The sequence below is a fragment of the Aestuariivirga sp. genome (genome assembly GCF_046294715.1).
Lineage (GTDB): Bacteria > Pseudomonadota > Alphaproteobacteria > Rhizobiales > Aestuariivirgaceae > Aestuariivirga.
Genome location: NZ_JBKBKI010000002.1, coordinates 103,427 through 128,676, shown reverse-complemented (window position 1 = coordinate 128,676; position 25,250 = coordinate 103,427). Strand labels below are relative to the sequence as shown.

Genomic DNA, 25,250 nt, shown 5'->3' with positions numbered 1-25,250 from the left:
AAACCATGTCGCTCTTCAAATCTGCGGCAACGGTGGGTGGCTTCACATTGATCAGCCGAGTTCTCGGCTTCATCCGCGACCAGCTGATTGCCTTCACGCTGGGCACCGGCACCGTGGCTGAAGCCTTTTTCGTAGCACAGCGATTCCCAAACCTCTTCCGCGCGCTCTTTGCCGAAGGCGCCTTCAACAATGCCTTCGTGCCGCTCTTCGCCAAGCGGGTCGAAGGTGAAGGAGAAGCCAAGGCGCGGACCTTCGCCATAGAAGTCTTTTCGGTGCTGCTGGCATGGCTCCTGCTGTTCTCGGCCCTTGCCATGATTGCCATGCCGCTGGTGATCCATGTCATCGCACCAGGTTTTTCGGGAGAGGGGGAGAAGTTCGATCTCGCCGTCGATCTGACGCGCATCTGCTTTCCTTATCTTCTGTTCATGTCGCTCACTGCCCTGCAGTCGGGCGTGCTGAACAGCCTCAACAGGTTCACTGCCGCAGCGGCAGCGCCGATCCTGCTTAACGTGGTGATGATTGCATCGAACGGAGTGGCCTGGGTGCTCGGCACCGGGAATACGCCTGCCACGGGCTATATCTTTGCCTGGGGCATCTTCGCCGCTGGCGTGGCGCAGTACGCTCTCCTTGCGGTGGCGTGCCGGCGGGCCGGCATGCCGCTCGTGCCGCGGTGGCCGAAGGTCACGCCAGACGTGACGCGGGTCATCGCGCTTTCCGTTCCCGGGATCGTCTCCGGTGGGGTGATGCAGATCAACCTGGTGGTCGCCACCATGCTGGCGACCACCATCGACGGCGCCGTGGCCTATCTCTATTATGCCGACCGCCTCTATCAGCTTCCGCTGGGCGTCATCGGGGTGGCAATCGGCGTGGTGCTGCTTCCGGACCTCTCGCGCAAGCTCAGGGCGGGCAACGAGGCCGGAGCCCTCAACAGCCAGAACCGGGCGCTCGAGCTTTCCATGTTCCTGACGCTGCCCTCAGCGATTGCGCTCATGGCGATTCCCGCCCCGATCATCCATACCATGTTCGAGCATGGCGCCTTCACCCGGGCGGACACTCTCGCGGTGGCGCCGGCCCTCCTTGCCTTCGCCTTCGGGCTTCCGGCTTTTTCCCTCTCCAAGGTGTTCCAGCCGGGATTTTATGCACGCGAGGATACCAAGACTCCCATGCGCTACGCCATTGTCTCCGTGGCGGTGAACATCGCAGGAAGCCTCATTCTTTCGCAGTGGCTCGGCCATGTCGGTATTGCACTCGCCACCTCGATCTCGGCATGGGTCAATACCGGGCTCCTGGCGTTCACCCTGTCCAGGCGGGGACTTTTCACGCTTGACGAGAGATCGCGCCAGCGGCTGCCGCGGATCCTGCTGTCAGCGGCGGTGATGGGAGGTCTGCTGCTTGGCGGAATGTGGCTGCTCCGGGAGAATTATGTCGAGAACGCCGGTTTTCTCGCCGCCGCTTGGGGGTTGCTGCTGCTGGTGACTGGGGGCGCTGCCAGCTATTTCGCCGTAGCGCACCTGACCGGCGCCATGCGACTGGGCGAACTCAAGACGATGCTGAAACGGTAAGGCTTTCCGGCTAAGATTTGCCCATGACTGACAAGACGAGCGAGCAGGATGTGGCCTTCGGTTTTCGCCGGGTGGGCGAAAGGGAAAAGCAGGGCCTCGTCAACGACGTGTTCTCCAGGGTCGCCGAGCGTTACGACCAGATGAACGACCTGATGTCGGGCGGCCTCCACCGGCTGTGGAAGGACGATCTTGTGGCGATGCTAAACCCCCCGAGGGGGCAAGCTCCCTTCAGCCATCTCGACGTGGCGGGCGGGACGGGCGATGTCGCCTTCCGCATCCTGCGGGCTGGAGGCCCGAACGTTCGGGTGACCGTGGCGGACATCTCTCCCGAGATGGTCGGCGAAGGAAGGAAGCGCGCCGAAGCCGAGGGATTGCTGGGGCGCTGCGCCTTCAGCGTGGGCAATGCCGAGGCCCTGCCGTTTCCTGACAAGAGTTTCGACGGCTACACGATCGCGTTCGGCATACGCAACGTGACGCACATCGACAAGGCGCTTCGGGAAGCCTATCGCGTGCTGAAACCGGGTGGCCGCTTTCTTTGCCTGGAATTCAGCCAGGTCGACGTCCCGCTGCTCGACAAGATCTATGACGCCTATTCCTTTGCCGTGATCCCCGCGGTGGGCAAGGTGGTGACGGGGGATGGCCAACCCTATCGCTATCTCGTCGAGTCGATACGCATGTTTCCCAAGCAGGATGATTTCAAGGCGATGATCGAGGATGCGGGCTTCGCCAGGGCAACATTTCGCAACATGACGGGCGGGGTGGTGGCGATCCATTCGGGCTGGCGCATCTGATGTTTTCGAGCATCCGGCACAGTTTCGCCCTTCTTCGCGCCGGCCGGACGCTTGCCGCCTACGATGCCCTGATGACGCCGGAGCAGCTGAAGCAGCTGCCCTTTTCTGCCCGGCTTGGCCTCGCCGCCGCGAAGTTCGGCACCCACAGGCCTGAAAAGAACGGCGAGAATGCCGTTGTCGCGGCGCTCTCTTCCCTCGGACCGAGCTACATCAAGCTCGGACAGTTCCTCGCGACGCGGCCCGACCTGGTGGGCCCGAAGCGCGCTTTCGAACTCAAGGCACTGCAGGACAGATTGCCGCCGTTCCCGACAGACGTTGCCATGGAAACAGTGCACGAGACATTGGGTGCCCGCGTCGACCGGCTGTTTTCAGAGTTTGGTCCACCAGTGGCCGCAGCCTCCATCGCGCAGGTGCACAGGGCGGTGGCGCCCGACGGACGGGTGCTGGCGGTGAAGGTCCTCAGGCCCGGTGTCGGCAAGCGCTTCGCCGCCGACACCGCGAGCTACTATTTCGCAGCCCGGCTGGTCGAGCGGTTCAGTGCGGAGGGCCGGAGGCTGCGGCCGGTGGCCGCGGTGCGGATGCTCGAACAGTCGATGAAGCAGGAACTCGATCTCCGCATGGAAGCCGCAGCCCTGTCGGAAATGGCGGAGAACACGAAGGACGATCCCTGCTTCCGCGTGCCCAAGGTCGACTGGGAGCGCACCGGCCGCGACGTGCTGACGACGGAGTGGATCGACGGCACGCCAATCTCGGATATCGAGAGCCTCAGGGAGCAAGGCTTCGATCTCGTCCGGCTCGGCGATACGGTGATCCAGAGCTTTCTTCGGCAGGCCATACGCGACGGTTTCTTTCACGCCGACATGCACCAGGGCAATCTGTTCGTCGACCAGTCGGGAAATCTCGTGGCCGTGGATTTCGGCATCGTTGGTCGACTGGGGCCGAAAGAAAGCATGTTTCTTGCGGAGATCCTCTATGGCTTCATCACCCGCGACTATGCTCGTGTGAGCGAGGTTCATTTCGCGGCGGGTTACGTGCCGCATGAGCATGACCCTGCCGTGTTCGCGCAGGCGATCCGGTCCATCGGCGAGCCGATCATGGACAGGCCCGCGAACGAAATCTCGATGGCCCGCCTCCTCACCCAGCTCTTCGAGGTGACTGCGCAGTTCAATATGCAGACGCAGCCGCAACTGCTACTCCTGCAGAAGACCATGGTCGTGGTCGAGGGTGTGGCGCGCACGCTCAATCCCAATCTCAACATGTGGGTGACGGCCGAACCGGTGGTCCGAAGCTGGATCGAGCGCAAGCTGGGGCCGGCAGGGCGGCTGGAAGAGGCCTCAGCTTCTTTCGGAAGGCTATTGACCGGGCTTCCGGCGGTGTTGGACGATGCCAGACGGGCAACTCGGATGCTTTCCGAGATGGCCAATAACGGGGGGCTGCGACTCGACAGCGAAACCACCGACCAACTCGCGAGGGCACAGAGCCGGCACAGCCGCTGGGCGCGGATCTGGATGGCCATCGGTGCGATCTCGCTCGCGGTGATTGCCATTCAGCTTGCCGTCTGAGGGCGGCTGGCAGACGCGGCGCAATACTGGCATAATGGCACCATGACATTGCTCGCCGGAAAGACGGTCCTTCTCATCATCGGGGGCGGAATCGCCGCCTACAAGACGCATGATCTCGTGCGCCTGCTGAAAACCCGCGGCGCTTCTGTCCGCATCATTCTGACGAAAGCCGCAGAGGAATTCGTCACTCCGCTCTCTCTTTCCAGCCTGTCCGGCGGAAAGGTTTACACGGATCTGTTCAGCCTCACGGACGAGGTCGAAATGGGTCACATCCAACTCTCGCGTGCGGCGGATCTGCTCGTCGTGGCGCCTGTAACTGCCGATCTCATGGCCAAGATGGCTCATGGCCTTGCCGATGATCTGGCATCCACGGCACTTCTCGCCACCGACAAGCCCGTGCTGATCGCTCCCGCCATGAATGTCCGGATGTGGCGCCACAGGGCCACCCAGCGTAATGTGGAAGCGCTGAAGCGCGACGGCGTCGGGTTGGTTGGACCCAATGACGGCGAGATGGCCTGCGGCGAGTTCGGGGCGGGCCGGATGGCTGAGCCCGGTGAAATCGTCGATGCGATCGTCGACATGCTGAAGCCCAGGACGCAGCCACTCGCCGGGCGAAAGGTCGTGATAACGGCAGGACCCACGCGCGAGCCGATCGATCCGGTGCGGTTCATTTCCAATCATTCCTCCGGCAAGCAGGGTTATGCCATCGCCCGGGCTGCGGCCGAACTCGGGGCGGAAACCGTTCTCGTCTCAGGTCCCGTCTCGCTCGCCATTCCTCCGGGCGTACAGATGATTCCCGTCGAAACCGCTGAAGACATGCTGGCGGCGACCACAGACGAATTGCCTGCCGACATCGCCATCTTCACAGCCGCGGTGGCGGATTGGCGGGTGGCGGCCCAGGCCGGCCAGAAGCTCAAGAAAAGTGCGGCCGGCCCGCCCACCCTGACACTTGCCGAAAACCCGGACATACTCGCCACGATCTCACGCTCCGGCAATCGGCCGGAAATCGTGGTGGGGTTTGCAGCCGAAACTGAGAATGTTGTGGAGCATGCGACCCAGAAACTCAGGAAGAAGGGTTGCGACCTCATCGTGGCGAATGATGTCCGGCGGGATTCGGGCGTGCTCGGCGGCGATCGCAATACTGTGCACCTCGTTTCGGAGTCAGGCACGGAGAACTGGCCGGAAATGAGCAAGGACGAGGTGGCTGGCCGGCTCATGGAGCGTCTTGCGGGGATGCTGATTAAGCAGCAGGGGCCGAGCGGATGACGGAGGTCGAAATCAAGCGCCTGCCGCATGGCGAAGACCTGCCGCTGCCGGTCTATGAGACCGCCGGAGCCGCGGGCATGGATTTGCGTGCCGCGGAGGACGCGACCCTAAAACCGGGTGAGCGCCGCCTCATGGCGACGGGCATTGCAATTGCCGTGCCTGAAGGTTTCGAGGCACAGGTGCGGCCGCGCTCCGGTCTTGCGGTCAAGCACGGGATCACCGTTCTCAATGCGCCCGGCACTATCGACTGTGACTACCGGGGCGAGGTGAAGGTTCCTCTCATCAACCATGGACAGCAGAGCTTCGTGATCGCCCGTGGTGACCGCATTGCCCAGTTGGTGGTGGCTCCGGTGACCAGAATCGGCTGGAAGGAAGTCGAGGTTCTCGAAAATACGCCCCGCGGCGCTAGCGGCTTCGGCTCATCCGGATCGCGCTGATGGCGCTCTCTTCCGACGAGATCGACCGCTATGCTCGCCATCTGGTGCTGCACGAGGTTGGCGGACCCGGCCAAAACAGACTGAAGGAAGCAAAGGTGCTGGTCGTCGGCGCGGGCGGGCTTGGTGCTCCTCTGCTTTATTATCTCGCAGCCGCCGGAATCGGCACCATCGGCATCGTCGACCACGACACGGTGAGTATTTCCAACCTGCAGCGCCAGATCATCCACACGACGCCGCGGGTGGGTGTCGCAAAAACCGCCAGCGCCCGAGAGGCGATTCAAGGACTTAACCCGCATGTCCATGTGGTCGAGCACGATCACCGCATCACTGCGGACAACGCTCTTGCTATCGTTTCAGCCTACGATGTCATTGCCGATGGCTGCGACAATTTCCCGACCCGCTATCTCGTGAGCGATGCGTGCTTCCTTGCTGGGAAAACGTTGGTTTCAGCCGCCGTGGGGCAGTTCGATGGCCAGATTTCCACCTTCAAGCCGCACGAGACCTCCCCTGACGGGACGCCCTGGCCGACATATCGTTGTCTGATGGGTGAACTCCCACCACGGGGCTTGTTTCCCGCCTGCGAAGAGGCTGGCATCCTCGGTGCACTGCCTGGCATCCTGGGATCCATGCAGGCCATGGAGGTGGTCAAGGAAGTTCTCGGAATCGGTGACAGCTTGGCAGGGCGTCTCGTCATGTATGATGCTCTGGCCACCCGCTTTTACGAAACAAAACTGGCTTGGAACCCCGACAATCCCCTTAACGGTCGAAATCCGTCAATCACATCCCTGGAGAAGCACAACTACATCGACCGATAGAACGCCAGATCAAAGCGCATTGGCGTTCCTCAGTCTTGCCGCCGCCTGCTGTCCTCTATACGGGTTGACAATTTCGATGATGCGCCCCATCCGGCTGGTAGCGATCGCCGCGGTCTCGCGATTTGCTCTGAGCAGTTTCCGCCACAAGCCTTCGGGGATATCATGTGTCTTTTCGGGAACGGGCCGACTCGCTTTGCGGTAATGCGCAGCATAGTTGGATTTGAAATTCAGCGTTCTCTGATCAGTCCACGCCAGGTTCATTCCCTGCAGAGCAGAGAACACGATCCTGTCGCACACCGGGCCCCAGGACTGGGGCATTTGCCCCCATAGATGCGCTATGTACTCGCAATCGTGCGTCAAGAGATAGCAGGATGTGTCGACGTGAAGCCGAAGGAGATCTTCCCGGTCGCAGTCTGGAAGCTTGTAGCCATCCGGCAGATAGATGTTCCGCAACGAACAAACAGCGTTCGCATGTGTGCGATGCTGGGTCTCGATCAGCGTCTGAATATGGTTGCTCTCGAACCAGTTGTCCGCATCGAGGTAGGCGATCGCATCATATCCACCTGCAAGTGCTACCAGTCCTCCGACATATCGCGGAGTGTTTCCATTGTCGGAATGACCAACGCCCAGCTTGATGTGAATGGCACGAGATTGGTCGACCGCTTCGCTGGGGAAGCCATCGGAGATCATGAAGTGATCGCAGGGGTAGGTCTGGTTGCGAACACTCACAAGGCATCTCTCCAGTTCCGAAGCGGGCTCCTTGTAGTAGGGAGTGATGACGGCGACTTTCGAAACAGGACTCGATTTCGGTGCCCACCATCCGCCGATGCGGATCCCGATCAGCCGGGACAGAGCCGAGGCATGCTTCGCCAAGGCAACGTTCGTGCCATATCTCGGCACGTATGGCCGCATTGTTCCAACGATCTTCTCAGTGACGACATGCAGTGTGCGGTTGGTGAGCTGACACAGTTGATGAACGATGTCCAACCTGTCATCGATGAGATCCTTTGACAGGGCCTGCCAAAAGGAACACGCAAACGCTGCTCTTTGCGAAACAAACAGCGTGCCGTCCGAGCGGCCTGCCTGCCTGACGACAACGACGTCAGATGACCCTTCCTCCAATTCTCGCAAGACCTTCGCCGATACAGCGAGATCGACTGAGGTCAGGCTGCGCAACGTTCCAACACTGGTGAAGCCCTCGTTGAGGGCGAGTTGCATGCCGATGCACGATGCAGCATCCACCTGGCTCTCTTCCAGCGGTAACGAGATGGTACGCTCAAACTCACCTGCATTTTCCGGCGCCGATCGACCAATCTGCACCAGAAAGAAGGTGACACCGGGCGTAAGCTCACGAAACTTGGAGAGTGTGTTTATCTCGAAGTCAGAGACTATTCTGGCGGCAGGGATGATTAAGGCGGTTTTCATGAGATGAACTGCCGTGCCCTTATTCTCGCCGCAAGCGGTCTCTGATTTTCCACCACAAGCCTTGGCGCAGCTGCACTGTGCCGCTACTTGTGAAGGGTACTGCAAGTGTGCGAATCCGTCCAGTCCGAGTCGGCACGGTTCCGCGAATCATAGCTATGCCGGTTCCACGGTCGCAGGTGAAAATTGCGCGAAAGCCTCGACGGCGTGCGCGGCGTACATCACCGATGGACCTGCACCCATGTAAATTGCCATGCCCAGTGCCTCGAGAATCTCCTCCCGGGTTGCGCCCTGATCGGCTGCCGCCTTGGCGTGAAAAGCGATGCAATCGTCACATCTCGTCGCCACTCCGATAGCGAGTGCGATGAGCTCCTTGGTCTTGGTGTTCAGCGCACCGGGCTCCAGCGCCGCCTGCGCGATGGCTGAAAACCCTTTCATCACCTCTGGCGCACCTCCGCGCAGTTCGCGCAGTGCCCCGTTGAGCCCGGTCGTGAGTTCCTTCCAGTTCCTGTGCATGAAAATGCTCCTCCAGTGGAGCGGCATTTTCAACCGGGAGAGGTCAGCTGACCTTGACTTCGCTCAAACCGCTCCGAAGATCCTCGGGGCGAGGCATGGAAATGATGTTATAGCCTGAGTCGACGTAGTGAATTTCGCCGGTCACGCCACCGGAAAGTGGGGAAAGGAGATAGAGCCCGGCACCGCCCACCTCTTCCAGCGTGACCGTGCGGCGGAGCGGAGCGTGGTCGTTTTGAAAGCTGAACATGGCACGCGCGTCTCCGATGCCCGCTCCTGCGAGTGTGCGCATGGGGCCCGCAGAGATGGCATTTACGCGGATCCCCTGCGGCCCGTAATCAGCCGCAAGGTAACGTACCGAAGATTCGAGTGCCGCCTTCGCCACACCCATGACATTGTAGTTGGGCATGACGCGGGTCGAGCCGCCGTAGGTCAGCGTCAGGAGCGCGCCGCCCTTCGGCATCAGCGCTGCTGCACGTCTAGCAATCTCAGTGAAGGAAAAGCAGGAGATCACCATGGTGCGGATGAAATTCTCCCGGCTCGTGTTGGCGTAATTGCCCTTGAGCTCGTTCTTGTCCGAAAAGGCGATGGCGTGCACCACGAAATCGATGCTGCCCCACTTGGCTTTGAGCGCCTCGAAGACCTCGTCGACCGTTGCGATGTCTTCGACGTCGCAGGGCAGCAGAATGTCGGAACGGACCGATTGCGCGAGGGGCTTCACGCGGCGGCCAAACGCCTCGCCCTGATAGGTGAAAGCGAGCTCGGCTCCATGGGCGTGAAGTTGCTGGGCAATGCCCCATGCAATCGAGTGGTCATTCGCCACACCCATGATCAGTCCGCGGCGGCCTGCCATCAGTGAATTGCTCATGTGATCAGCCGTTGTAGCGCTGGAATACAAGTGTGGCGTTGGTGCCGCCGAAGCCAAAACTGTTCGACATCACGGTGTCAATCTTCGCGTCGTCGATGCGCTTGCGCACGATCGGGACGTCGGCGAATTCCGGATCGAGCTCCTCGATATTGGCGCTCTCGCAGATGAAGTTGTTCCTCATCATCAGGATTGCGTAGATCGCCTCCTGCACGCCGACGGCTCCGAGGGAGTGTCCCGTCAGCGACTTGGTTCCGGAGATCGGCGGAATGTTGTCTCCGAAGAGGGCCCGAATGGCCTCGATTTCCTTCTTGTCGCCGATCGGGGTCGAGGTGGCATGTGGATTGATATAGTCGATGCGGTCGACGGAACCCATGGCCTGCTTCATGCAGCGGATGGCGCCTTCGCCCGAGGGCTGGACCATGTCGTAACCGTCAGAAGTGGCACCGTAGCCGACGAGTTCGGCGTAGATCTTGGCACCGCGGGCCTTCGCGTGTTCGAGCTCCTCGAGCACCACCGTGCCCGCACCGCCGGCGATGACGAAGCCATCGCGATTCTTGTCATAGGCACGCGAGGCTTTGGCAGGCGTGTCATTGTACTTGCTAGACATGGCGCCCATGGCGTCGAACAGGACTGAGAGAGTCCAGTCCAATTCTTCGCCGCCACCCGCGAACATCACGTCCTGCTTGCCCCACTGGATCAACTCCGCGGCATTGCCAATGCAGTGGGCTGAGGTGGCACAGGCGGACGAGATCGAATAATTGACGCCCCGGATGCCGAACGGCGTCGCGAGGGTTGCCGAGTTCGTGCTCGACATCGCGGCCGGGACAGCAAACGGGCCGACGCGTTTGGGGCCCTTCTCGCGCGTCGTATCCGCCGCCTGTACGATGGTACGGGTCGAGGGTCCGCCAGAGCCCATGATGATGCCCGTACGATCGTGCTTGATGTCGCTTTCCTCGAGACCAGAATCGACGATTGCCTGCTGCATGGCGGCGTAGTTCCAGGCCGCGCCATCACCCATAAACCGGCGCACGCGGCGGTCCACGGTTTCGAGATCGAAACTCGGCGCCCCGTGCACCTGGCAGCGGAAACCGAGCCTCTCGTAGTCCTGCGCCTTCACGATTCCGGATTTCGCCTCATAGAGCGAATTCAGCACTTCCTGCACATTGTTTCCGATGCTCGACACGATGCCGAGACCCGTGACGACGACACGCCGCATGTTGCTTCCTTTCTCAGGTCGCGGGCTGGAACAGCCCCACCTTCATATCGGTGACCTGATAGACCGTTTCTCCGTCGGCCTTCATGATCCCGTTTGAAACCGCCATCTTGAGCTTGCGAAGGACCAGGCGGGTGATCTCCACCTCATAGGTGACCCTCCTGACGAGCGGGGTGACCATGCCGGTGAGCTTGACCTCTCCCACCCCCAGGGCGCGGCCCCTGCCCGGCTCTCCGAGCCAGCCGAGGAAGAAGCCGGTCATCTGCCAGAGCGCGTCAAGCCCGAGGCAGCCCGGCATGACTGGATCACCCTTGAAATGGCAGAGGAAGAACCAGAGATCCGGCTTGATGTCGAACTCGGCGACGACCTTGCCAAGGCCAGCAGCGCCTCCGTCCTTCTTGATCTCGGTGATCCGGTCGAACATCAGCATCGGGGGCAGCGGCAACTGGGCGTTTCCGGGCCCGAAGAGCTCTCCGCGCCCGCAGGCCAGGAGGTCTTCGTAATCATAGCTCGACTTCGATTCGCGCATTCTGCCTCTGGGCCCCAAACTCCACCCGGTGAACCCGGTTCCGCCGTTCCTATCACAGGGAAATATCCGGTCCAAGTCCGGTTTGGGCACGAATTCGCCGCCGCACTGGTGCCAAGATTGCCTTGCTAAAGGGTTTTCGCATATAAGGACCGGCAAGATGAACAAGCAGGACAAGGAATTGGCAGAGCGGCTCCGGCTGGCCGGGTTGCGTCCTACCCGGCAGAGGCTGTCGCTGGCTGCCATCCTGTTCGGCGCAGGGGACAGGCATGTAAGTGCCGAATCGCTGCACCAGGAAGCTCTTGCGGCGAAGATCGACGTTTCCCTGGCTACCGTCTACAACACGCTCAATCAATTCAAGGCAGCCGGGCTGCTGCGCGAAGTGGCCTTCGAGGGGGACCGGACGTTTTTCGACACCAATACGTCGAATCACTTCCATTACTATCTCGAGGACTCCGAGTCGCTCGTTGACATCGGGACCAGCGAGATCGAGGTGAAGGGGCTGCCGCCATTGCCACCCGGCACCGAAATCGACCGCGTGGACATCATCGTGCGGCTGCGGAAATCCGCCAGCTAGAGCTCAGGCCGCCTCGGCTCCGCCGGAAACCAGGCCAGCTTCCCAGCCCAGTATCGCCTGCTTGCGGGTGAGCCCCCAATGATAGCCGCAGAGCCCGCCAGACTTTCCGAGCACGCGATGGCAGGGCACCACGAAGGAAATCGGGTTTCGCCCCACCGCTGCGCCGACAGCGCGGGAGGCGCGTGGATTTCCGATGTGGCCGGCAATGTCGGAGTATGTCGTCGCCCCGCCCATGGGGATTTTCAGAAGAGTCTGCCAGACCCGTGTCTCGAACTCGGAACCGATGAAGACGATACGGAGAGGCTGCTCGGCCTTCCAGCGTGACGGATTGAAGATTCGTGCCACATGGGGGCCGGTGCCGGCCTGGTCTTCGACGAAGGCGGCTTCCGGCCAGCGGTTGCGCATGTCCGCGAAGCTTGCCTGTTCCTGGCCCTCATCGGCGAAGGCAAGGCCGCAAATGCCCTGATCCGTCATCATCAAGATAGCCTTGCCGAAAGGACAGTCGTGAAAGCCATAGCGGATCGTGATGCCCTTGCCGCGGGCCTTGTAGGCGCCGGGGGTCATCCCCTCGTGGGTCACGAATAGGTCATGCAGCCTGCCCGGACCCGACAGGCCCACCTCATATGCGGTGTCCAACACGCTTGCCGAATTCCTCAGGAGCTTGCGGGCATGGTCGATCGTCAGCGCCTGCACGAAGGCCTTGGGGCTGAGCCCGGCCCAGCGCATGAACAGCCGCTGCAGATGAGCGGAACTCACCCCGTTCATCTCGGCCAACGCTTCGAGGGACGGCTGCTCGCGCCAGTGTTCCCTCAGGTAATCGAGGTTTCGGCGGACGATCTCATAATCGTGCGCCGCCTCCTTCAGGTTCATGGTGAATGTCTCTCTCATGCGGCAAAGCTACTGCCCTTCGCAGGGCCTGCCCACCCGAAAACCGATCAGATGCGGGGTATTGCCAATTGCGCACGCAGGGCGGAGGCAAGGGTCCTGCGCTCCTCGGGGGCCAGGAAGTCACCCACCGCCACGCGGGTCGAACCGGAGACCAGCAGCAACCTTCCGATGAGTTCCCGATCCCGGTCCTCCTCGAGTTCGATCCGCACCCACCGCCGGACGAACCGCTGGCGCTCGGGTGGACGGTTCTCTCGCAACCGGTCCAATACCAGTTCGTGATCAGTGATGCTGATCCGCTCGACTTGCCGTGCATCGGCGAAATTGACGCGGAATGCCCACCAGATCAGCAGCACGTCCAGACCGGCGAAACCGGCGACTGGCCAGGCGCCGATTGCCATGAAAAGTGCGCCCACGGCGAGATTGACGGCTGCCACGAGACCCATGACGATGAGGAATCCCTGGCGGGTAAGGCTCCGGTGCGGGGTCAGTGTCGCCTGCCAGGCTTTGCCGTTGCTCATGTCCATCGATCTGCTCTACCTCTGCGCACATAAGGAAACAGGAGAGTCATGACAAGAGCCACCCGTCTGAAGCCCGGGGAGGTGGAGGAGATCTTCCGCCGCTTCGAGGCAGCCAACCCCGAACCGCGGGGAGAACTCCACTTCGTGAACCCCTATACGTTGCTCGTGGCCGTGGTGCTTTCGGCGCAGGCCACAGACGAGGGCGTGAACCGCGCCACCGGCCCCCTTTTCGCCATCGCCGACTCCCCTCAGAAGATGGTGGCTCTGGGCGAGGATACGCTGCGGGAGATGATCAAGACCATTGGCCTTTTCCGGGGCAAGGCCAAAAACGTGATCTCCCTCTCGCAGCGGCTGATTGAAAGACATGGTGGCCAGGTCCCCGATGACCGGGACGCGCTCGAAGCGCTGCCGGGGGTCGGGCGGAAAACCGCGAATGTGGTGCTGAACACCGCTTTCGGCCATCCCACAATTGCCGTCGACACGCACTTGTTCCGCCTCGGCAACCGTACCGGGCTGGCGCCGGGCAAGAACCCCTCGGAGGTCGAAGCCCGGCTCCTCAGGATCGTGCCCGCGTCCTATGCCCGGCATGCCCATCACTGGCTGATCCTGCACGGGCGCTATGTCTGCAAGGCGCGCCGGCCCGAGTGCTGGCGCTGCCTGATCGCGGACATATGCCGGTTCAGGCCGAAGACGCCCGCGCCGACTTGAAGAGATGGGTAAAAAAGGAGGTGGCGAAGAGTGGCACCGCGAGGTTGACGACAGGCACAAGCGACAGGGCCGCCGGAAGGAGACCCGCAAGGAATATCGATGGGCCGTTCTCCCGCCTGAGGATCTTCGCTTCTTCCGCTGGCATGTGTCGCATCGCTACCATCTCGAAATACTCACGGCTCAGCAGATAGGCATTGGCCGCAATGAGCGCTACGGCGCCGACCCCGAAAAGAACCACCGGCAGGACGGCGAGGTTCACGACCAACACCACGAGGAAGAACTGCACCGCCATGACGATGGCACGGCCCGCGGGGAGGGAAGTGCCGCGCGGGTCCAAGGGATAGTGACGGGCCTCCACCTTCTCGGCCACCTGGTCGAGGAACAGGCCGGCAAATGCCGCCGTCACGGGTGACATGAGGAAGAAGAAGCCGATGATCAGGGCGATTCCCGTTCCAATGCCAAGGACCCAGTCCGCCCAGGGCCAGGAGAACTGCGTGAGTGCTACGAGAAGCACCTCGACGAGGACGAGCACGCCAATGAACAGGGCAATGGTCAGCCCCACCGCCTTGAACAACACCGCGCGAAATTCGGGCGAGAAGAGATCGCCCAGAGCCTTGATGGCAGCCGTCAGCATGGCCTTCAAGTAATCACCCCGACTTGCCAGCGCAAGCCGCCTTCGCTAGGGCAAGCGGATCAGTTCGCTGGAGACCTTCATGACGAATTCCCGCTTCGACGTCCTTTGTCTTGGAAATGCAATCGTCGATGTCATCGCGAGGGTGGATGAGGATTTCGTGACCGGACAAGGCCTGGTGAAGGGCTCGATGAACCTCATCGACGAGGCACGCGCCGAAGCGCTTTATTCCGCAATGGGGCAGGCGATCGAGATTTCCGGAGGATCGGCCGGCAACACGGCCGCAGGCGTCGCTTCGCTCGGTGGCCGGGCCGCCTATTTCGGCAAGGTGAAAGCCGACCAGCTCGGCGCCATCTTCCGGCACGACATGCGGGCGCAAGGCGTCGCTTTCGACACTCCGTCTGCCGAGGACGGGCCCGCCACGGCGCGCTCCTTCATCCTGGTGACGCCCGACAGCGAGCGCACGATGAATACCTATCTGGGCGCATGCGTGAACTTCACGACCAGGGACGTGGACAGGAAAACGGTCGAAGCCGCCGAGGTCACCTACATGGAAGGTTATCTGTGGGACAGGCCCGAGGCCAAGGAGGCCTTCAAGCTTGCGGCGCAGATTGCGCGCGCCGCTGGGCGCAAGACGTCGATCACCCTCTCCGATTCGTTCTGCGTCGAACGCCATAGGGACAGCTTCCTCGAGCTGATCCGCAACGACATCGACATCGTCTTCGCCAACGAGGCGGAGATCACGGCCCTCTACGAGACACGGGATTTCGGTGCGGCGGTGCGGGCGATTTCTCAAGACTGCCCGATCGCGGTGGTGACGCGATCGGAGAAGGGCTGTGTCGTGGTGAACGGCGAGGAACTGCGCGAAAGCCCTGCCTTTCCGGTGAACAGGGTGGCCGACGTCACCGGTGCGGGCGATCTCTTCGCCTCGGGTTTCCTGGTCGGCTATACCCGTGGCAAGCCACTGGTGGAAGCCGCGAGGCTCGGCTCACTGGCGGCAGCGGAGGTGATATCCCACATCGGGGCGCGGCCCGAAATCAACCTTCGGGAACACGCACAAGCCATGGGGCTGTTATAGCTTCCGCAGGAAAACGCTTCGAATGAAGTGATCCGCGCCCTTGCGCAGGACGAGATCGGCACGGGGCCTGGTCGGCAGGATGTTTTCGCGAAGATTCACAAGGTTTATGGTATCCCAGATCCGCGAGGCCGTCTCGTGCGCTTCCTTGTCGGTGAGCGTGGAATAACGGTGAAAATAGGATTTCGGATTGCGAAAGGCACCGTCGCGCAGCGTCAGGAAGCGCTCGATGTACCAGGTCTTGAGGTCGCCGGTATCGGCATCGATGTAGATCGAGAAATCGAAAAAATCGGATGTGTTCGGAATGCCGCGGCCGTCCCGAGGCGGCCGGCCCGTCTGGAGGACGTTGACGCCCTCGACGATGAGAATGTCGGGTTGGTCCACCACCACCCGCTCGTCCGCCAGGACGTCATAGGTAAGGTGCGAGTAGAGCGGCGCTGTGACGTTGCGCTTTCCCGCCTTGATGTCGGAGAGGAAGCGAAGGATGGCCGGGAGATCGTAGCTCTCGGGAAAGCCCTTCCGCGTCATCAGCCCTTCGCGCTCGAGGATGGCGTTGGGCAGGAGAAAGCCGTCCGTCGTCACGAGGTCGACCTTGGGGTGCTTCGGCCAGCGGGCGAGCAGGCGCTGCAGGATTCGGGCGGTGGTGCTCTTGCCGACGGCGACGCTTCCGGCCATGCCGATCACATACGGCACCTTGCGCTCGGTGAGATGGAGAAAGTTATTGGTGGCGCGAAACAAGCCCTGAGTAGCCGCCACATAGAGGTTCAGGAGCCGTGACAGGGGAAGATAGATGGTCTCGACCTCGGCAAGATCAATACGGTCGTTGAGGCCACGGAGCTCGTCGAGATCCTTCTGGATCAGCGTCATCGGCGTATCGGCGCGCAGTGCAGCCCATTCCTCGCGCGAGAAACGGCGAAAGGGGGAGACTTCCTTGACGAGCTCTTCCATCGCTCAGTCCCCGCCTCTCGAGGCCTTTTCAGCGATGCCGCTCACGCCCTGGCGGCGGGCAATCTCGGCCATCACGTCCGATAGCTGCACATCTGCCGCCTCCAGCAGCACGAGCAGGTGATAGAGGAGGTCGGCGGATTCGGCGGCAAGATGCGCCTTATCGCGCGAGACCGCCGCGAGAGCGGTCTCGACCGCCTCCTCGCCGAGCTTCTTGGCGCATTTCTCGACACCTTGAGACAGGAGCTTCGCCGTATAGGACGTTTCGGGCGATGCCGCCCTGCGCTGGGCAATTTCCCCGGCAAGCGCTGCGAGTATGTCGAGCCTGTGATCGGTCATGACCATCCTTCCCTAGCACAGGCGCATGGGGATGCCATTGGCCGAAAGGTGACGTTTGGCCTCGGCAATCGAAAAGGTGCCGAAATGGAAGATCGAGGCGGCAAGAACCGCGGCGGCATGACCTTCGCGTATGCCTTGCACAAGATGATCGAGAGTGCCGACGCCCCCGGAGGCAATTACCGGGACGCTGACGGCATCGGCGACCGAGCGGGTGAGTTCAACGTCGAAACCCGCGCCTGTGCCGTCGCGGTCCATGGAGGTCAGGAGCAGCTCACCAGCGCCGAGCGCCACCACCTCGCGGGCATAGGCCACGGCATCGATCCCCGTAGGCCTGCGACCGCCATGGGTGAAGATCTCCCAACTGCCGGGTGAAACCCGCTTCGCGTCGATGGCGACGACGACGCACTGGGCTCCGAACTTTTCCGCCGCCCGCCGCACGAAGTCGCGGTCGGCCACTGCCGCGGAATTGACCGATACCTTGTCGGCGCCTGCCAGCAGCAGCGTGCGAATGTCCTCGAGGCTCCGCACGCCGCCGCCCACGGTGAGCGGCATGAAACAGGCTTCCGCGGTGCGCTGAACCACGTCGAGGATGATGCCGCGGTTCTCATGGGTCGCCGTGATGTCAAGGAAGCAGAGCTCGTCGGCCCCGGCCGCGTCATAGGCCTTGGCAATCTCGACCGGGTCTCCCGCATCGCGCAGGTCGACGAAATTCACGCCCTTGACCACTCGGCCGTCCTTGACATCGAGGCAGGGGATGAGGCGCGCCTTCAGCATCACTTGGCCTCGCGGAAGAGGCGGAGCGCTTCCGGCACGTCGATGCGACCGTCATAAAGGGCCCGGCCTGATATGGCCCCTTCCAGCACGCGGCAATCGGGTTCCACGAGCCGGCGGATATCGTCCATCGATGCAAGCCCGCCACTGGCAATCACCGGGATGGGAACGGCCCGGGCCAACTCGAGTGTCGAGTCAATGTTCAATCCTTTCAGGATACCGTCCCGATCAATATCAGTGAAAATGATGGCCGCTACGCCTACATCAGCGAAACGGCTCGCAAGATCGATAGCCGTCAGGTTGGAGGTTTCCGCCCAGCCCTGGACCGCGACACGCCCTCCCTTGGCGTCGATACCGACCGCGATGCGCCCCGGAAAGCGCCGGCAGGCGTCTTTCACCAAAGCGGGATCACGCAAGGCGGCGGTGCCGAGTATCACGCGTCGTATGCCCTTCGACAGCCAGCTTTCAATCTGGCTGAGGCTGCGGATACCGCCGCCGAGCTGAACGGGCAGTTTCACCGCGGCGAGAATGGACTCGACCGCTGCCGCATTCACGGGCCTTCCCGCAAAGGCGCCATCGAGGTCGACGAGATGCAGCCAATCGAAGCCATGTCCTGCGAAGATTCTCGCCTGATCGGCTGGATCGTCGTTGAAGACGGTCGCCTCCGCCATGTCGCCCAGCTTCAGGCGAACGCACTGGCCGTCCTTCAGGTCGATGGCAGGAAACAGGATCATGGGCGCCATCTCAGGAAATTGGCAAGCAGGGCGAGACCCAGCGTCTGGCTCTTTTCGGGATGGAACTGGGTTCCTGCCAGATTGTCCCGGCCGACGACGGCCGTCACCGTCGTGCCGTGCTCGGTGGTCGCCACCACGTCGCCCGGCTCGCGGGCCTGGAGGTGATAGGAATGGACGAAATAGGCGTGAAGCCCCCCTTCGCCCAGCGGCATGCCGTCGAGGATGGCATGCGGCCGCTCCAGGGTCAGCGTGTTCCAGCCCATGTGCGGGATCTTGAACGAGGGATCGGATGGGGCGATCGGCTTCACGTCGCCCGGAATCCAGCCGAAACCGTCGGTGGCTTGGTGCTCGAGGCCTCGCGATGCCATGAGCTGCATGCCCACGCAGATGCCGAGAAAGGGCTTTCCACTGCGGATCACCTCGTCCTCGAGCGTGTCCCAGAGGCCCGGCACGGCCAGGAGGCCATTGCGGCAATCCCTGAAGGCTCCGACGCCGGGCAGCACGATCCGCTCGGCACGCCTGAGTCTTTCCGGGTCCGAGGTGACGAGAACGCTCGTTCGCACACCGCTGTCCCGGGCGGCACGCTCGAGGGCCTTGGCCGCCGAGTGGAGATTACCCGACCCATAATCGATGATGGCGACGCTCACCGGGCCTCCTCAGACATTGCCGAAGATGCCGAGCGTGTCTTCCGGCGCCCCTCGGAAACGCGCCTCCGGAGCCGCAGGGCTGGAGGGTACGCGCTTCGCAAAGTAGGCGAGCTCCGCCGCCTCGAGCCGACTCGCCTCGATCAGGCCGGAATGGCGGAACCCCGCCTTTTCCAGGGACAAGGCCTGAAGGCGCCGGGCCTCGAAACCGAAAATCAGCGCCATCGTGAACTGGAGTAGCGTGCCGAGGGCTGGCTGGAGCAGACCCAGGCTCACGGGCACGGTAAGGGCAGCAGAGCCAGCGAAGAGGAGGGCGGCCACAACCCACATGCGCTGCCACAGCGCCCAGAGAACGGTGAAGATGAAAGCGCCAATGGAAAAGCCCTCCGGCAGGAACTTGACCCTTTCCAGCTTGCCGTCGGGCGGCTCGAATACGTCGAAGAGGGCCATCAGCCTGCCAGCAAACCCTTGGTGGAGGGAATCCTGTCCTTTTGGCGCGGGTCGATCTCCACGGCCTCCCGCATCGCGCGGGCAAGCGCCTTGAAGCAGGATTCCGCGACATGGTGGTTGTTGTCGGCATAGAGCGTCTCGAGGTGGAGCGTCACACCGGCATGCATCGCGAAAGCCTGGAACCACTCCCGTACAAGTTCCGTGTCGAAGTCACCGATCCTGGGCGCGGTGAACCCCACCTTCCACACCAGGTAGGGCCGGCCGGATACGTCGATTGCCGCGCGGGTCAGCGTACCATCCATGGGGAGGTGATGGCTGGCATAGCGGCGGATGCCTTTGCGCTCGCCCAGCGCCTTTGCAATGGCCTGGCCGATCGCGATGCCCGAATCTTCCACCGTGTGATGAAAATCGATGTGGAGGTCACCCTCGGCCTTGAGGGTAAGATCAATGAGGGAATGGCGGGAGAGCTGCTCCAGCATGTGATCCAGAAAGCCTACCCCGGTCCTTACGTCATAAGAACCGGTGCCATCGAGGTCGACGATGGCGGAGATCCGCGTCTCTGTGGTCTTTCGTTCAATCGAGGCCTTGCGCATGGCTTTGGGCATCCCGCAGGTGAATGCTGGGCCTCTTAGCAGATGCAACAGGAATTGGCCAAGACTGCCTTTTCTTTGGCGTGGCGGCAGCCTACATGAAGCCGATTGACAGGAAAGGACGTGACTTCATGGCAGAACCGTCGACGTGGCACGGGACCACCATCCTTTCGGTCCGCAAGGGCGGCAAGGTGGTGATCGCGGGTGACGGCCAGGTCAGTCTCGGCCAGACCATCATCAAGGGCAATGCCCGGAAGGTGAGGCCGCTCGGCAGCGGCCAGGTGATCGGCGGCTTCGCCGGGGCAACGGCCGATGCAATGACGCTGTTTGAACGTCTCGAGTCGAAACTTGAGCAATATCCGAGCCAGCTGACCCGTGCCTGCGTCGAAATGGCCAAGGATTGGCGGACCGACCGATATTTGCGCCGGCTCGAGGCCATGATGATCGTGGCCGACAGGTCGGTGACGCTGGTGCTCACCGGCACAGGAGACGTGCTGGAGCCGGAAAAGGGGATCATCGCGATCGGTTCGGGCGGGAACTATGCGCTGGCCGCCGCGCGCGCATTGGCCGACAGCGAACTCGACGCCGAGGCCCTGGCCCGCAAGGCCATGGCCATTGCCGCCGAAATCTGCGTCTACACCAACAGCAATCTCACGGTTGAAACACTGGCCACGGCCTGAGCGCCGCAATCGAAGGACATCATGACCGATTTTTCCCCGCGCGAGATCGTCTCGGAACTCGACCGCCATATCGTCGGGCAAACGGAGGCGAAACGGGCCGTGGCAATCGCGCTCCGCAACCGGTGGCGGCGCAAGCAGCTCGAAACTCCTCTGCGTGACGAGGTGATGCCGAAGAACATCCTGATGATCGGCCCGACCGGGGTCGGCAAGACGGAAATTGCCCGTCGCCTCGCGAGGCTCGCCAATGCGCCCTTCCTCAAGGTCGAAGCCACGAAGTTCACGGAAGTGGGCTATGTCGGCCGCGACGTGGACCAGATCGTGCGCGATCTCCTCGAGGCCGGCATCGCCATGACCAAGGCTGCCCGGCGCAAGGATGTCGAGGCACAGGCACAGCTCAACGCTGAACATCGGGTTGTCGAGGCGCTCGTGGGGACCAACGCGTCTGAGACTACGCGCGAGGCCTTCCGCCGGAAACTGCGGGCGGGAGAACTCGACGACAAGGAAATCGAGGTCCAGGTGGCCGATACCGGTACAGGCAATTTCGAGATTCCCGGCATGCCGGGCGGTTCTGCCAGCGTCATCAACCTGTCCGACATGCTCGGCAAGGCCTTCGGCGGGCGCACCAAGGCGCGGCGGATGACGGTCCGGGCGAGCCACGACGTTCTCCTGGCCGAGGAATCCGACAAGCTTCTCGATCAGGACCAGATCGTCCAGGAGGCGATCGAGGCGGTGGAGGACAACGGCATTGTCTTCCTGGACGAGATCGACAAGATCTGCGCGCGTTCCGAGCGCCAAGGCGCGGATGTGAGCCGCGAGGGCGTGCAGCGGGACCTGCTGCCGCTGATCGAGGGCACCACGGTCTCGACCAAGCACGGGCCAGTGAAGACCGACCACATTCTTTTCATCGCTTCGGGCGCCTTCCACGTCGCCAAGCCTTCAGACCTCCTTCCGGAACTGCAAGGCCGCCTCCCGATCCGTGTCGAACTCCAGGCTTTGAACCGCGAAGACCTGCAGCGGATCCTCACCGAACCGGAAGCGAGCCTCATCAAGCAGTATCGCGCGCTGCTCGCCACGGAGGGCGTCACGCTCGATTTCACCGAGGACGGCGTGGCCGCCATCGCCCAGATCGCCGCCGATACCAATGCAAGTGTCGAAAACATCGGGGCACGCCGCCTGCAAACGGTGCTGGAACGGCTGCTGGACGAGGTGAGCTATCTTGCTCCCGACCGGTCGGGCGAGACGGTGACAGTCGACAAGGCATACGTCGAGAAGCATGTCGGCGCGCTGGCCCGCAACGCCGATCTGTCGAAATTCATCCTCTGATCCTCGGTCGCCTCCTGTCGAGCACCGCGAGGAGTTCCTCAAGCGTCGCCTGGTCGAGCTTTCCGATGTCGTCGGCAAGGCGGTTGGCAAGCTCTGTGGCCTTGGGCGCAAGGCCGGAGGTGTCGATGGCGATGCGCGGATGCGAAATGCGGGCAAGCCGGACCACCTCTTCCGCATCGTCCCAAATGATGTTGAAATATGCGAGGATGCGCTGGATCAGGTGCCAGCCGGGGCGCCCGCGCTTGCCATGCTCCAGCGCCGAGAGGTAGGCCGATGACACGCCGATCGCATCGGCCATCTCCTTCAGCGTCACGCCGCGCTCGGCGCGAAGCTTGCGCATCCTGTCGCCGAAGGGCGTCACCTGCCATCCCTCTGGCGCCGCACCCGCACGTAATAGGCTCCCCCGCCCCCATGTTTCGGATGGGCCGGCTGGAAACCGGCGACGAGGCTCCTGAACTCCGGCTCATGGAACCAGTCCGTCACCAGCCGGCGCAAGCGGCCGGCCCGCTCCGGTGCGTGGAAATGCCCCGCGCCATGAAGCGTGTGGCGGGAAAAGGGTGAGTCCCCTTTGCCTGTGATGACGAGAACGGTCCTTGCGCCCTCGTCTTGCGCCTGGCGGAGGAAGCGCAGCAAGTTCACCCGCGCCATCTCGATGCCGGTGCCGTGAAGGTCGAGCCGGCGCTCGATCTCTACCTGACCGCGGGTGAGACGCTGCGTCGTGCGCCGGTCTAGCCCAGTGATCTGGGGTGGTGCCCTGTGAAGCGGCGAAGGCACGTGGACATGGGGTGCGGACGGCATGGTCACGGTCCTCTTCGGTGCTGGCTGGTGGCCATGCGCCTGAGCCGGGAGGCTGCGCGATGAACGCTGCCGGAGCGGTTTGACTGTCTTGGCGGTCTCCAGCCAGAGTTCATAATCAGGCGGCTTTCGGCTCATGAAGGAAGCCCCAGCTCCTCCGCCACCGGAACGGGCAGGAGAACCGTCATGGTGCCGGGGCTTTTCATCGGCCCCGCGATCTCTGCAGCCTCTTCGCCGAAGCCCCAGTAGACGTCACCGCGGGCTGCTCCCCTGATGGCGCTCCCTGTATCCTGGGCGATGAGCAACTGGCGGAATGGTGTCATGCCGTCTGCTTGGACCGCCGGAGCTGCGGTGTCCAGCCAGACGGGCGTTCCGAACATCCAGAGTGACCGGTCGACAGCGAGGCTCCGGCGTGGTGTCAGCTGCACGTGCTGAGCCCCATAAGAGCCGAGTTCAGGGTCATCGAACTTCGCCTCGCGAAAGAACACGAAGGATTGATTCTCCCACATCAGCTCCCGCGCTTCCCGAGGGTGCTCCGCCATCCAGGAGCGGATCGTTTGCAGCGACACGCTCTCTGCACCCAGGATGCCGCGACCGACGAGAAGCGACCCGATACTCGTGTATGGAAGACCCGATTTCGCCTCATAGGCCAGCCGCAAGGTCGTGCCATCATCGAGCTCGACCCGGCCCGAACCCTGGACGTGAATGAAGAAAGCCTCAGCCCAGTCCTTCAGCCATATGAATTCGAGATCCTGAGCCTCGAGTACGCCCTCTTCGATCTCGCGGCGGGAATGATACGGGATGGGCTTTCCCCCGATCCGCCTCCCGAAGGCGAGGCCGGACCGCAGCCGTTCTTCTTCCGTGAATTGCACAAGGTCCGGCGGCCGGCGATAGAGGGGAACGCGAAATGCGCCGCCCGGTCTTCTGCTGCCCTGGACGACGGGCTCGAAATAGCCGGTGAACAGGCCCTCCGGCTTCTCCTCATCGACTACCCGAAAGGCCCGGAACCGGTTCTCGAAGAAATCTGCCCAGTTCCGCGCATCCATTGCCTCCCGGCAGACATCGAGCCAGGAGGACCGGGTCCCGCCGAAGCGCACCGGACGCGAAAAGCCGATGCCGGTCTCGAGGATTTCCCGGCAGGACCGGCGCAGGGCATGGGATGCCCCTTCGTGGTCATGAACTGTCCAGCCGGGCAGATCTGCGAAGGCGACGCTCCTCAGAACGGCGGAGACCGCGTTGGCCTGACCCATGGAGGGGAACCTCCGGTCAGCTGGGAGCCTGTGTCGCCACCAGTTTCCAGTTCGGATTGCGGGAGGTCACGTCGCGCTCGAATGTCCAGACATCCGTGACCTCCTGGATGTGCTTCGGGTCGCCTTCGATGACCTCCCCCGAAGCGTCATAGGTGGCGCTGATGAGTTCACTCACGAATTCCATGGTGATGTTCGCCCTCTTCCCCACCAGGCTCGCCGATTGGATGGTTGCTTTGCCGATGCCGACAAAGCGGGATTCAACCTTCCGGCCCTGCGCCTCGCGCTCGTCGATGGCGCGCGAGAAACCTTCGAACACCTCACGTGACAGGAGGTTCTTGAGGGTGGGCTTGTCACCCTTGGCGAAGCTTTCCACGATCATCTCATAGGCCATCTTGGCTCCCTCGACGAAAGAGCGGGGCGTGAAGGAGGGATCGCTTTCCGCCAGCTTGGCAAGGGTTCCGGCAAGTTCCGTGCCCGGTGCGGCATAGCCGCTCCAGACAGGTTCCTCCGGCTCCTGCGCAGTGGCTTCCGCGGGTGAGGTAGTCTGGCCGTTTTGCGGGAAACGGACGACCGTCCCGTTCGCATCCTGCCCCTTCGGCGCTTCATTGCGCTTCGTCTCGAAGGGCTCGATCGGCGGCTTTTCCATGCCGGTCCGGGTCCCCAGCACGGATCTCAGCCGCCAGAACACAACGAGCGCCACGGCGAGGAGCAGGATATTGAGGGGGTCGATGTTCATTCCATCATCCAATCGGCAGCTTCCGCGCGCCCGCTTTCCCGCAAATTGGCACGGCGGATAGGCAACCTATATATAGAAGGGGGCCGCGAGGTCCAAGGCCAAAGGACAACGGACCGATCATGACCAGATACCTTCCGTTTCTGATTCTCGCAGGGATCGCGGCGGAAATTGCGTCGATCATCTGGGTCGGGGATGGTCTGGGAGTGGCGGTGACGCTTCTCCTGCTGCTGGCGGGCGGGGTTGCGGGCATCGGTCTGATCAAGAGCGCGGGAACCTCGCTCGCAGACACGCTGCGTTCTCCCGTGCAGGGGGCATCGCTGCAGGAGGGCCTCGCCGGCGAGACGGTGGCACGCGTGCTGTCCGGCCTGCTTCTCCTGATCCCGGGTTTCTTCAGCGATGTGCTGGCTGTTCTCCTGCTGTTGCCGCCGGTTCGCCGCTGGTTCCGGGCCAGACTGGCGATGAAGCCCCCGGCAGCGGGATCTGCACCCGCGCGGCGTTTTGAAACCATGATCGAAGGGGAGGTGGTGGATGTCACCATCGATCCCGAGACCCCCCAGCCTCCACCCGGGCGTGACCCTTGATCGCTGCCCAGCCTCCCGCCTTGCGGCGCGGGGGTGCGCA

Annotated in this window: 31 protein-coding genes; 12 read left to right on the top strand and 19 right to left on the bottom strand. The window is 62.5% G+C overall.

Annotated features, from left to right (window positions below; translation table 11 throughout):
* Positions 1-5 precede the first annotated feature (5 nt).
* Genes murJ through ACK4HL_RS02360 form a run of 6 tightly spaced genes read left to right on the top strand, consistent with a single transcriptional unit; the run spans position 6 to position 6,433 of the window.
* Entirely contained in the window at positions 6-1,562 is a 1,557-nt protein-coding gene (gene murJ / locus ACK4HL_RS02385; RefSeq protein ID WP_409756369.1) for a murein biosynthesis integral membrane protein MurJ, read from the top strand.
* Positions 1,563-1,585: 23 nt separating this feature from the next.
* Positions 1,586-2,353, top strand: coding sequence for a bifunctional demethylmenaquinone methyltransferase/2-methoxy-6-polyprenyl-1,4-benzoquinol methylase UbiE (gene ubiE, locus ACK4HL_RS02380; protein ID WP_409756367.1), 768 nt, complete (start codon positions 1,586-1,588; stop codon positions 2,351-2,353).
* On the top strand, positions 2,353-3,915 hold the full coding sequence (gene ubiB, locus ACK4HL_RS02375; RefSeq protein WP_409756365.1) for a 2-polyprenylphenol 6-hydroxylase: 1,563 nt from the start codon (positions 2,353-2,355) through the stop codon (positions 3,913-3,915). The genes ubiE and ubiB overlap by 1 nt, the downstream gene beginning before the upstream one ends.
* 42 nt (positions 3,916-3,957) lie before the next feature.
* Complete coding sequence (coaBC, locus tag ACK4HL_RS02370; protein ID WP_409756363.1) at positions 3,958-5,181, top strand: bifunctional phosphopantothenoylcysteine decarboxylase/phosphopantothenate--cysteine ligase CoaBC; 1,224 nt, start codon at positions 3,958-3,960, stop codon at positions 5,179-5,181.
* Positions 5,178-5,618, top strand: a complete 441-nt coding sequence (dut, locus tag ACK4HL_RS02365; protein ID WP_409756360.1) for a dUTP diphosphatase — start codon at positions 5,178-5,180, stop codon at positions 5,616-5,618. The genes coaBC and dut overlap by 4 nt, the downstream gene beginning before the upstream one ends.
* The gene (locus ACK4HL_RS02360) at positions 5,618-6,433 is read left to right on the top strand and encodes a HesA/MoeB/ThiF family protein (RefSeq protein WP_409756358.1); all 816 of its coding nucleotides are present in this window, start codon (positions 5,618-5,620) and stop codon (positions 6,431-6,433) included. The genes dut and ACK4HL_RS02360 overlap by 1 nt, the downstream gene beginning before the upstream one ends.
* A 9-nt stretch (positions 6,434-6,442) precedes the next feature.
* On the opposite strand, the gene ACK4HL_RS02355 is transcribed toward ACK4HL_RS02360, so the two are convergent.
* The 5 genes from ACK4HL_RS02355 to fabA all read right to left on the bottom strand — a co-directional run bounded on the left by ACK4HL_RS02355 (position 6,443) and on the right by fabA (position 10,978).
* Complete coding sequence (locus ACK4HL_RS02355; protein ID WP_409756356.1) at positions 6,443-7,858, bottom strand: glycosyltransferase family A protein; 1,416 nt, start codon at positions 7,856-7,858, stop codon at positions 6,443-6,445.
* 153 nt (positions 7,859-8,011) lie between these two features.
* Positions 8,012-8,371, bottom strand: coding sequence for a carboxymuconolactone decarboxylase family protein (locus tag ACK4HL_RS02350; RefSeq protein WP_409756354.1), 360 nt, complete (start codon positions 8,369-8,371; stop codon positions 8,012-8,014).
* Between the two features lie 43 nt (positions 8,372-8,414).
* Positions 8,415-9,236: an enoyl-ACP reductase FabI gene (gene fabI / locus ACK4HL_RS02345; RefSeq protein WP_409756352.1), complete on the bottom strand. Its 822-nt coding sequence runs from the start codon at positions 9,234-9,236 to the stop codon at positions 8,415-8,417.
* A 4-nt stretch (positions 9,237-9,240) separates the two neighbouring features.
* A complete protein-coding gene (gene fabB, locus ACK4HL_RS02340) occupies positions 9,241-10,452 on the bottom strand; it encodes a beta-ketoacyl-ACP synthase I (protein WP_409756350.1) in 1,212 nt (403 codons plus the stop codon).
* Between the two features lie 13 nt (positions 10,453-10,465).
* A complete protein-coding gene (fabA, locus tag ACK4HL_RS02335; RefSeq protein WP_409756348.1) occupies positions 10,466-10,978 on the bottom strand; it encodes a 3-hydroxyacyl-[acyl-carrier-protein] dehydratase FabA in 513 nt (170 codons plus the stop codon).
* A 157-nt stretch (positions 10,979-11,135) separates the two neighbouring features.
* Here fabA and irrA point away from each other — a divergent pair, with 157 nt between their 5' ends.
* Positions 11,136-11,552 (top strand): iron response transcriptional regulator IrrA, encoded by a 417-nt coding sequence (gene irrA, locus ACK4HL_RS02330; protein WP_409756345.1) that lies wholly within the window; start codon positions 11,136-11,138, stop codon positions 11,550-11,552.
* A gap of 3 nt (positions 11,553-11,555) precedes the next feature.
* Here irrA and ACK4HL_RS02325 read toward each other — a convergent pair whose 3' ends face one another.
* Both ACK4HL_RS02325 and ACK4HL_RS02320 read right to left on the bottom strand, forming a co-directional pair.
* The gene (locus tag ACK4HL_RS02325; RefSeq protein WP_409756343.1) at positions 11,556-12,440 is read right to left on the bottom strand and encodes a methylated-DNA--[protein]-cysteine S-methyltransferase; all 885 of its coding nucleotides are present in this window, start codon (positions 12,438-12,440) and stop codon (positions 11,556-11,558) included.
* A gap of 47 nt (positions 12,441-12,487) precedes the next feature.
* Positions 12,488-12,964 (bottom strand): DUF2244 domain-containing protein, encoded by a 477-nt coding sequence (locus ACK4HL_RS02320; protein WP_409756341.1) that lies wholly within the window; start codon positions 12,962-12,964, stop codon positions 12,488-12,490.
* Between the two features lie 42 nt (positions 12,965-13,006).
* Between ACK4HL_RS02320 and nth the strand changes: the two genes are divergently transcribed.
* Positions 13,007-13,666: an endonuclease III gene (gene nth, locus ACK4HL_RS02315; protein ID WP_409756339.1), complete on the top strand. Its 660-nt coding sequence runs from the start codon at positions 13,007-13,009 to the stop codon at positions 13,664-13,666.
* Here nth and ACK4HL_RS02310 read toward each other — a convergent pair.
* Positions 13,638-14,300: a sulfate transporter family protein gene (locus ACK4HL_RS02310; RefSeq protein ID WP_409756337.1), complete on the bottom strand. Its 663-nt coding sequence runs from the start codon at positions 14,298-14,300 to the stop codon at positions 13,638-13,640. The genes nth and ACK4HL_RS02310 overlap by 29 nt on opposite strands.
* A 79-nt stretch (positions 14,301-14,379) precedes the next feature.
* On the opposite strand from ACK4HL_RS02310, the gene ACK4HL_RS02305 reads away from it, so the two are divergent.
* Entirely contained in the window at positions 14,380-15,375 is a 996-nt protein-coding gene (locus ACK4HL_RS02305) for an adenosine kinase (protein WP_409756335.1), read from the top strand.
* Here the strand turns inward: ACK4HL_RS02305 and coaA are convergent.
* From coaA to hisB, 7 genes are read right to left on the bottom strand one after another with little or no spacing between them, the layout of a single operon-like run.
* The gene (gene coaA, locus ACK4HL_RS02300) at positions 15,370-16,320 is read right to left on the bottom strand and encodes a type I pantothenate kinase (protein WP_409756333.1); all 951 of its coding nucleotides are present in this window, start codon (positions 16,318-16,320) and stop codon (positions 15,370-15,372) included. The two genes, ACK4HL_RS02305 and coaA, sit on opposite strands and share 6 nt — an antisense overlap.
* A 3-nt stretch (positions 16,321-16,323) precedes the next feature.
* Positions 16,324-16,656: a phosphoribosyl-ATP diphosphatase gene (locus ACK4HL_RS02295; protein ID WP_409756331.1), complete on the bottom strand. Its 333-nt coding sequence runs from the start codon at positions 16,654-16,656 to the stop codon at positions 16,324-16,326.
* Between the two features lie 12 nt (positions 16,657-16,668).
* Positions 16,669-17,430, bottom strand: a complete 762-nt coding sequence (gene hisF, locus ACK4HL_RS02290) for an imidazole glycerol phosphate synthase subunit HisF (RefSeq protein WP_409756329.1) — start codon at positions 17,428-17,430, stop codon at positions 16,669-16,671.
* On the bottom strand, positions 17,430-18,161 hold the full coding sequence (hisA, locus tag ACK4HL_RS02285) for a 1-(5-phosphoribosyl)-5-[(5-phosphoribosylamino)methylideneamino]imidazole-4-carboxamide isomerase (protein ID WP_409756559.1): 732 nt from the start codon (positions 18,159-18,161) through the stop codon (positions 17,430-17,432). Before hisA ends, hisF begins: the two co-directional genes overlap by 1 nt.
* Entirely contained in the window at positions 18,158-18,808 is a 651-nt protein-coding gene (gene hisH / locus ACK4HL_RS02280; RefSeq protein ID WP_409756327.1) for an imidazole glycerol phosphate synthase subunit HisH, read from the bottom strand. The genes hisA and hisH overlap by 4 nt, the downstream gene beginning before the upstream one ends.
* Positions 18,809-18,817: 9 nt before the next feature.
* Positions 18,818-19,255, bottom strand: a complete 438-nt coding sequence (locus tag ACK4HL_RS02275) for a DUF2628 domain-containing protein (RefSeq protein WP_409756325.1) — start codon at positions 19,253-19,255, stop codon at positions 18,818-18,820.
* Positions 19,255-19,848 carry an imidazoleglycerol-phosphate dehydratase HisB gene (hisB, locus tag ACK4HL_RS02270; protein WP_409756558.1) on the bottom strand — a complete coding sequence of 198 codons (594 nt, stop codon included), beginning with the start codon at positions 19,846-19,848 and terminating at the stop codon, positions 19,255-19,257. The genes ACK4HL_RS02275 and hisB overlap by 1 nt, the downstream gene beginning before the upstream one ends.
* Positions 19,849-19,976: 128 nt before the next feature.
* Between hisB and hslV the strand changes: the two genes are divergently transcribed.
* Both hslV and hslU read left to right on the top strand, forming a co-directional pair.
* The gene (gene hslV, locus ACK4HL_RS02265) at positions 19,977-20,525 is read left to right on the top strand and encodes an ATP-dependent protease subunit HslV (protein WP_409756323.1); all 549 of its coding nucleotides are present in this window, start codon (positions 19,977-19,979) and stop codon (positions 20,523-20,525) included.
* 21 nt (positions 20,526-20,546) lie between these two features.
* Positions 20,547-21,848 carry an ATP-dependent protease ATPase subunit HslU gene (gene hslU, locus ACK4HL_RS02260; RefSeq protein WP_409756321.1) on the top strand — a complete coding sequence of 434 codons (1,302 nt, stop codon included), beginning with the start codon at positions 20,547-20,549 and terminating at the stop codon, positions 21,846-21,848.
* On the opposite strand, the gene ACK4HL_RS02255 is transcribed toward hslU, so the two are convergent.
* From ACK4HL_RS02255 to ACK4HL_RS02240, 4 genes are all read right to left on the bottom strand, one after another.
* Positions 21,838-22,209 (bottom strand): helix-turn-helix domain-containing protein, encoded by a 372-nt coding sequence (locus ACK4HL_RS02255; protein WP_409756319.1) that lies wholly within the window; start codon positions 22,207-22,209, stop codon positions 21,838-21,840. The genes hslU and ACK4HL_RS02255 overlap by 11 nt on opposite strands.
* The gene (locus ACK4HL_RS02250) at positions 22,206-22,646 is read right to left on the bottom strand and encodes a Smr/MutS family protein (protein WP_409756317.1); all 441 of its coding nucleotides are present in this window, start codon (positions 22,644-22,646) and stop codon (positions 22,206-22,208) included. The genes ACK4HL_RS02255 and ACK4HL_RS02250 overlap by 4 nt, the downstream gene beginning before the upstream one ends.
* A gap of 131 nt (positions 22,647-22,777) precedes the next feature.
* The gene (locus tag ACK4HL_RS02245) at positions 22,778-23,893 is read right to left on the bottom strand and encodes a murein transglycosylase A (protein WP_409756315.1); all 1,116 of its coding nucleotides are present in this window, start codon (positions 23,891-23,893) and stop codon (positions 22,778-22,780) included.
* A 16-nt stretch (positions 23,894-23,909) separates the two neighbouring features.
* Entirely contained in the window at positions 23,910-24,629 is a 720-nt protein-coding gene (locus ACK4HL_RS02240; RefSeq protein WP_409756313.1) for a Tim44/TimA family putative adaptor protein, read from the bottom strand.
* Positions 24,630-24,748: 119 nt separating this feature from the next.
* On the opposite strand from ACK4HL_RS02240, the gene ACK4HL_RS02235 reads away from it, so the two are divergent.
* Positions 24,749-25,210 carry an FxsA family protein gene (locus ACK4HL_RS02235; RefSeq protein ID WP_409756311.1) on the top strand — a complete coding sequence of 154 codons (462 nt, stop codon included), beginning with the start codon at positions 24,749-24,751 and terminating at the stop codon, positions 25,208-25,210.
* The last annotated feature ends 40 nt before the right edge of the window (positions 25,211-25,250 follow it).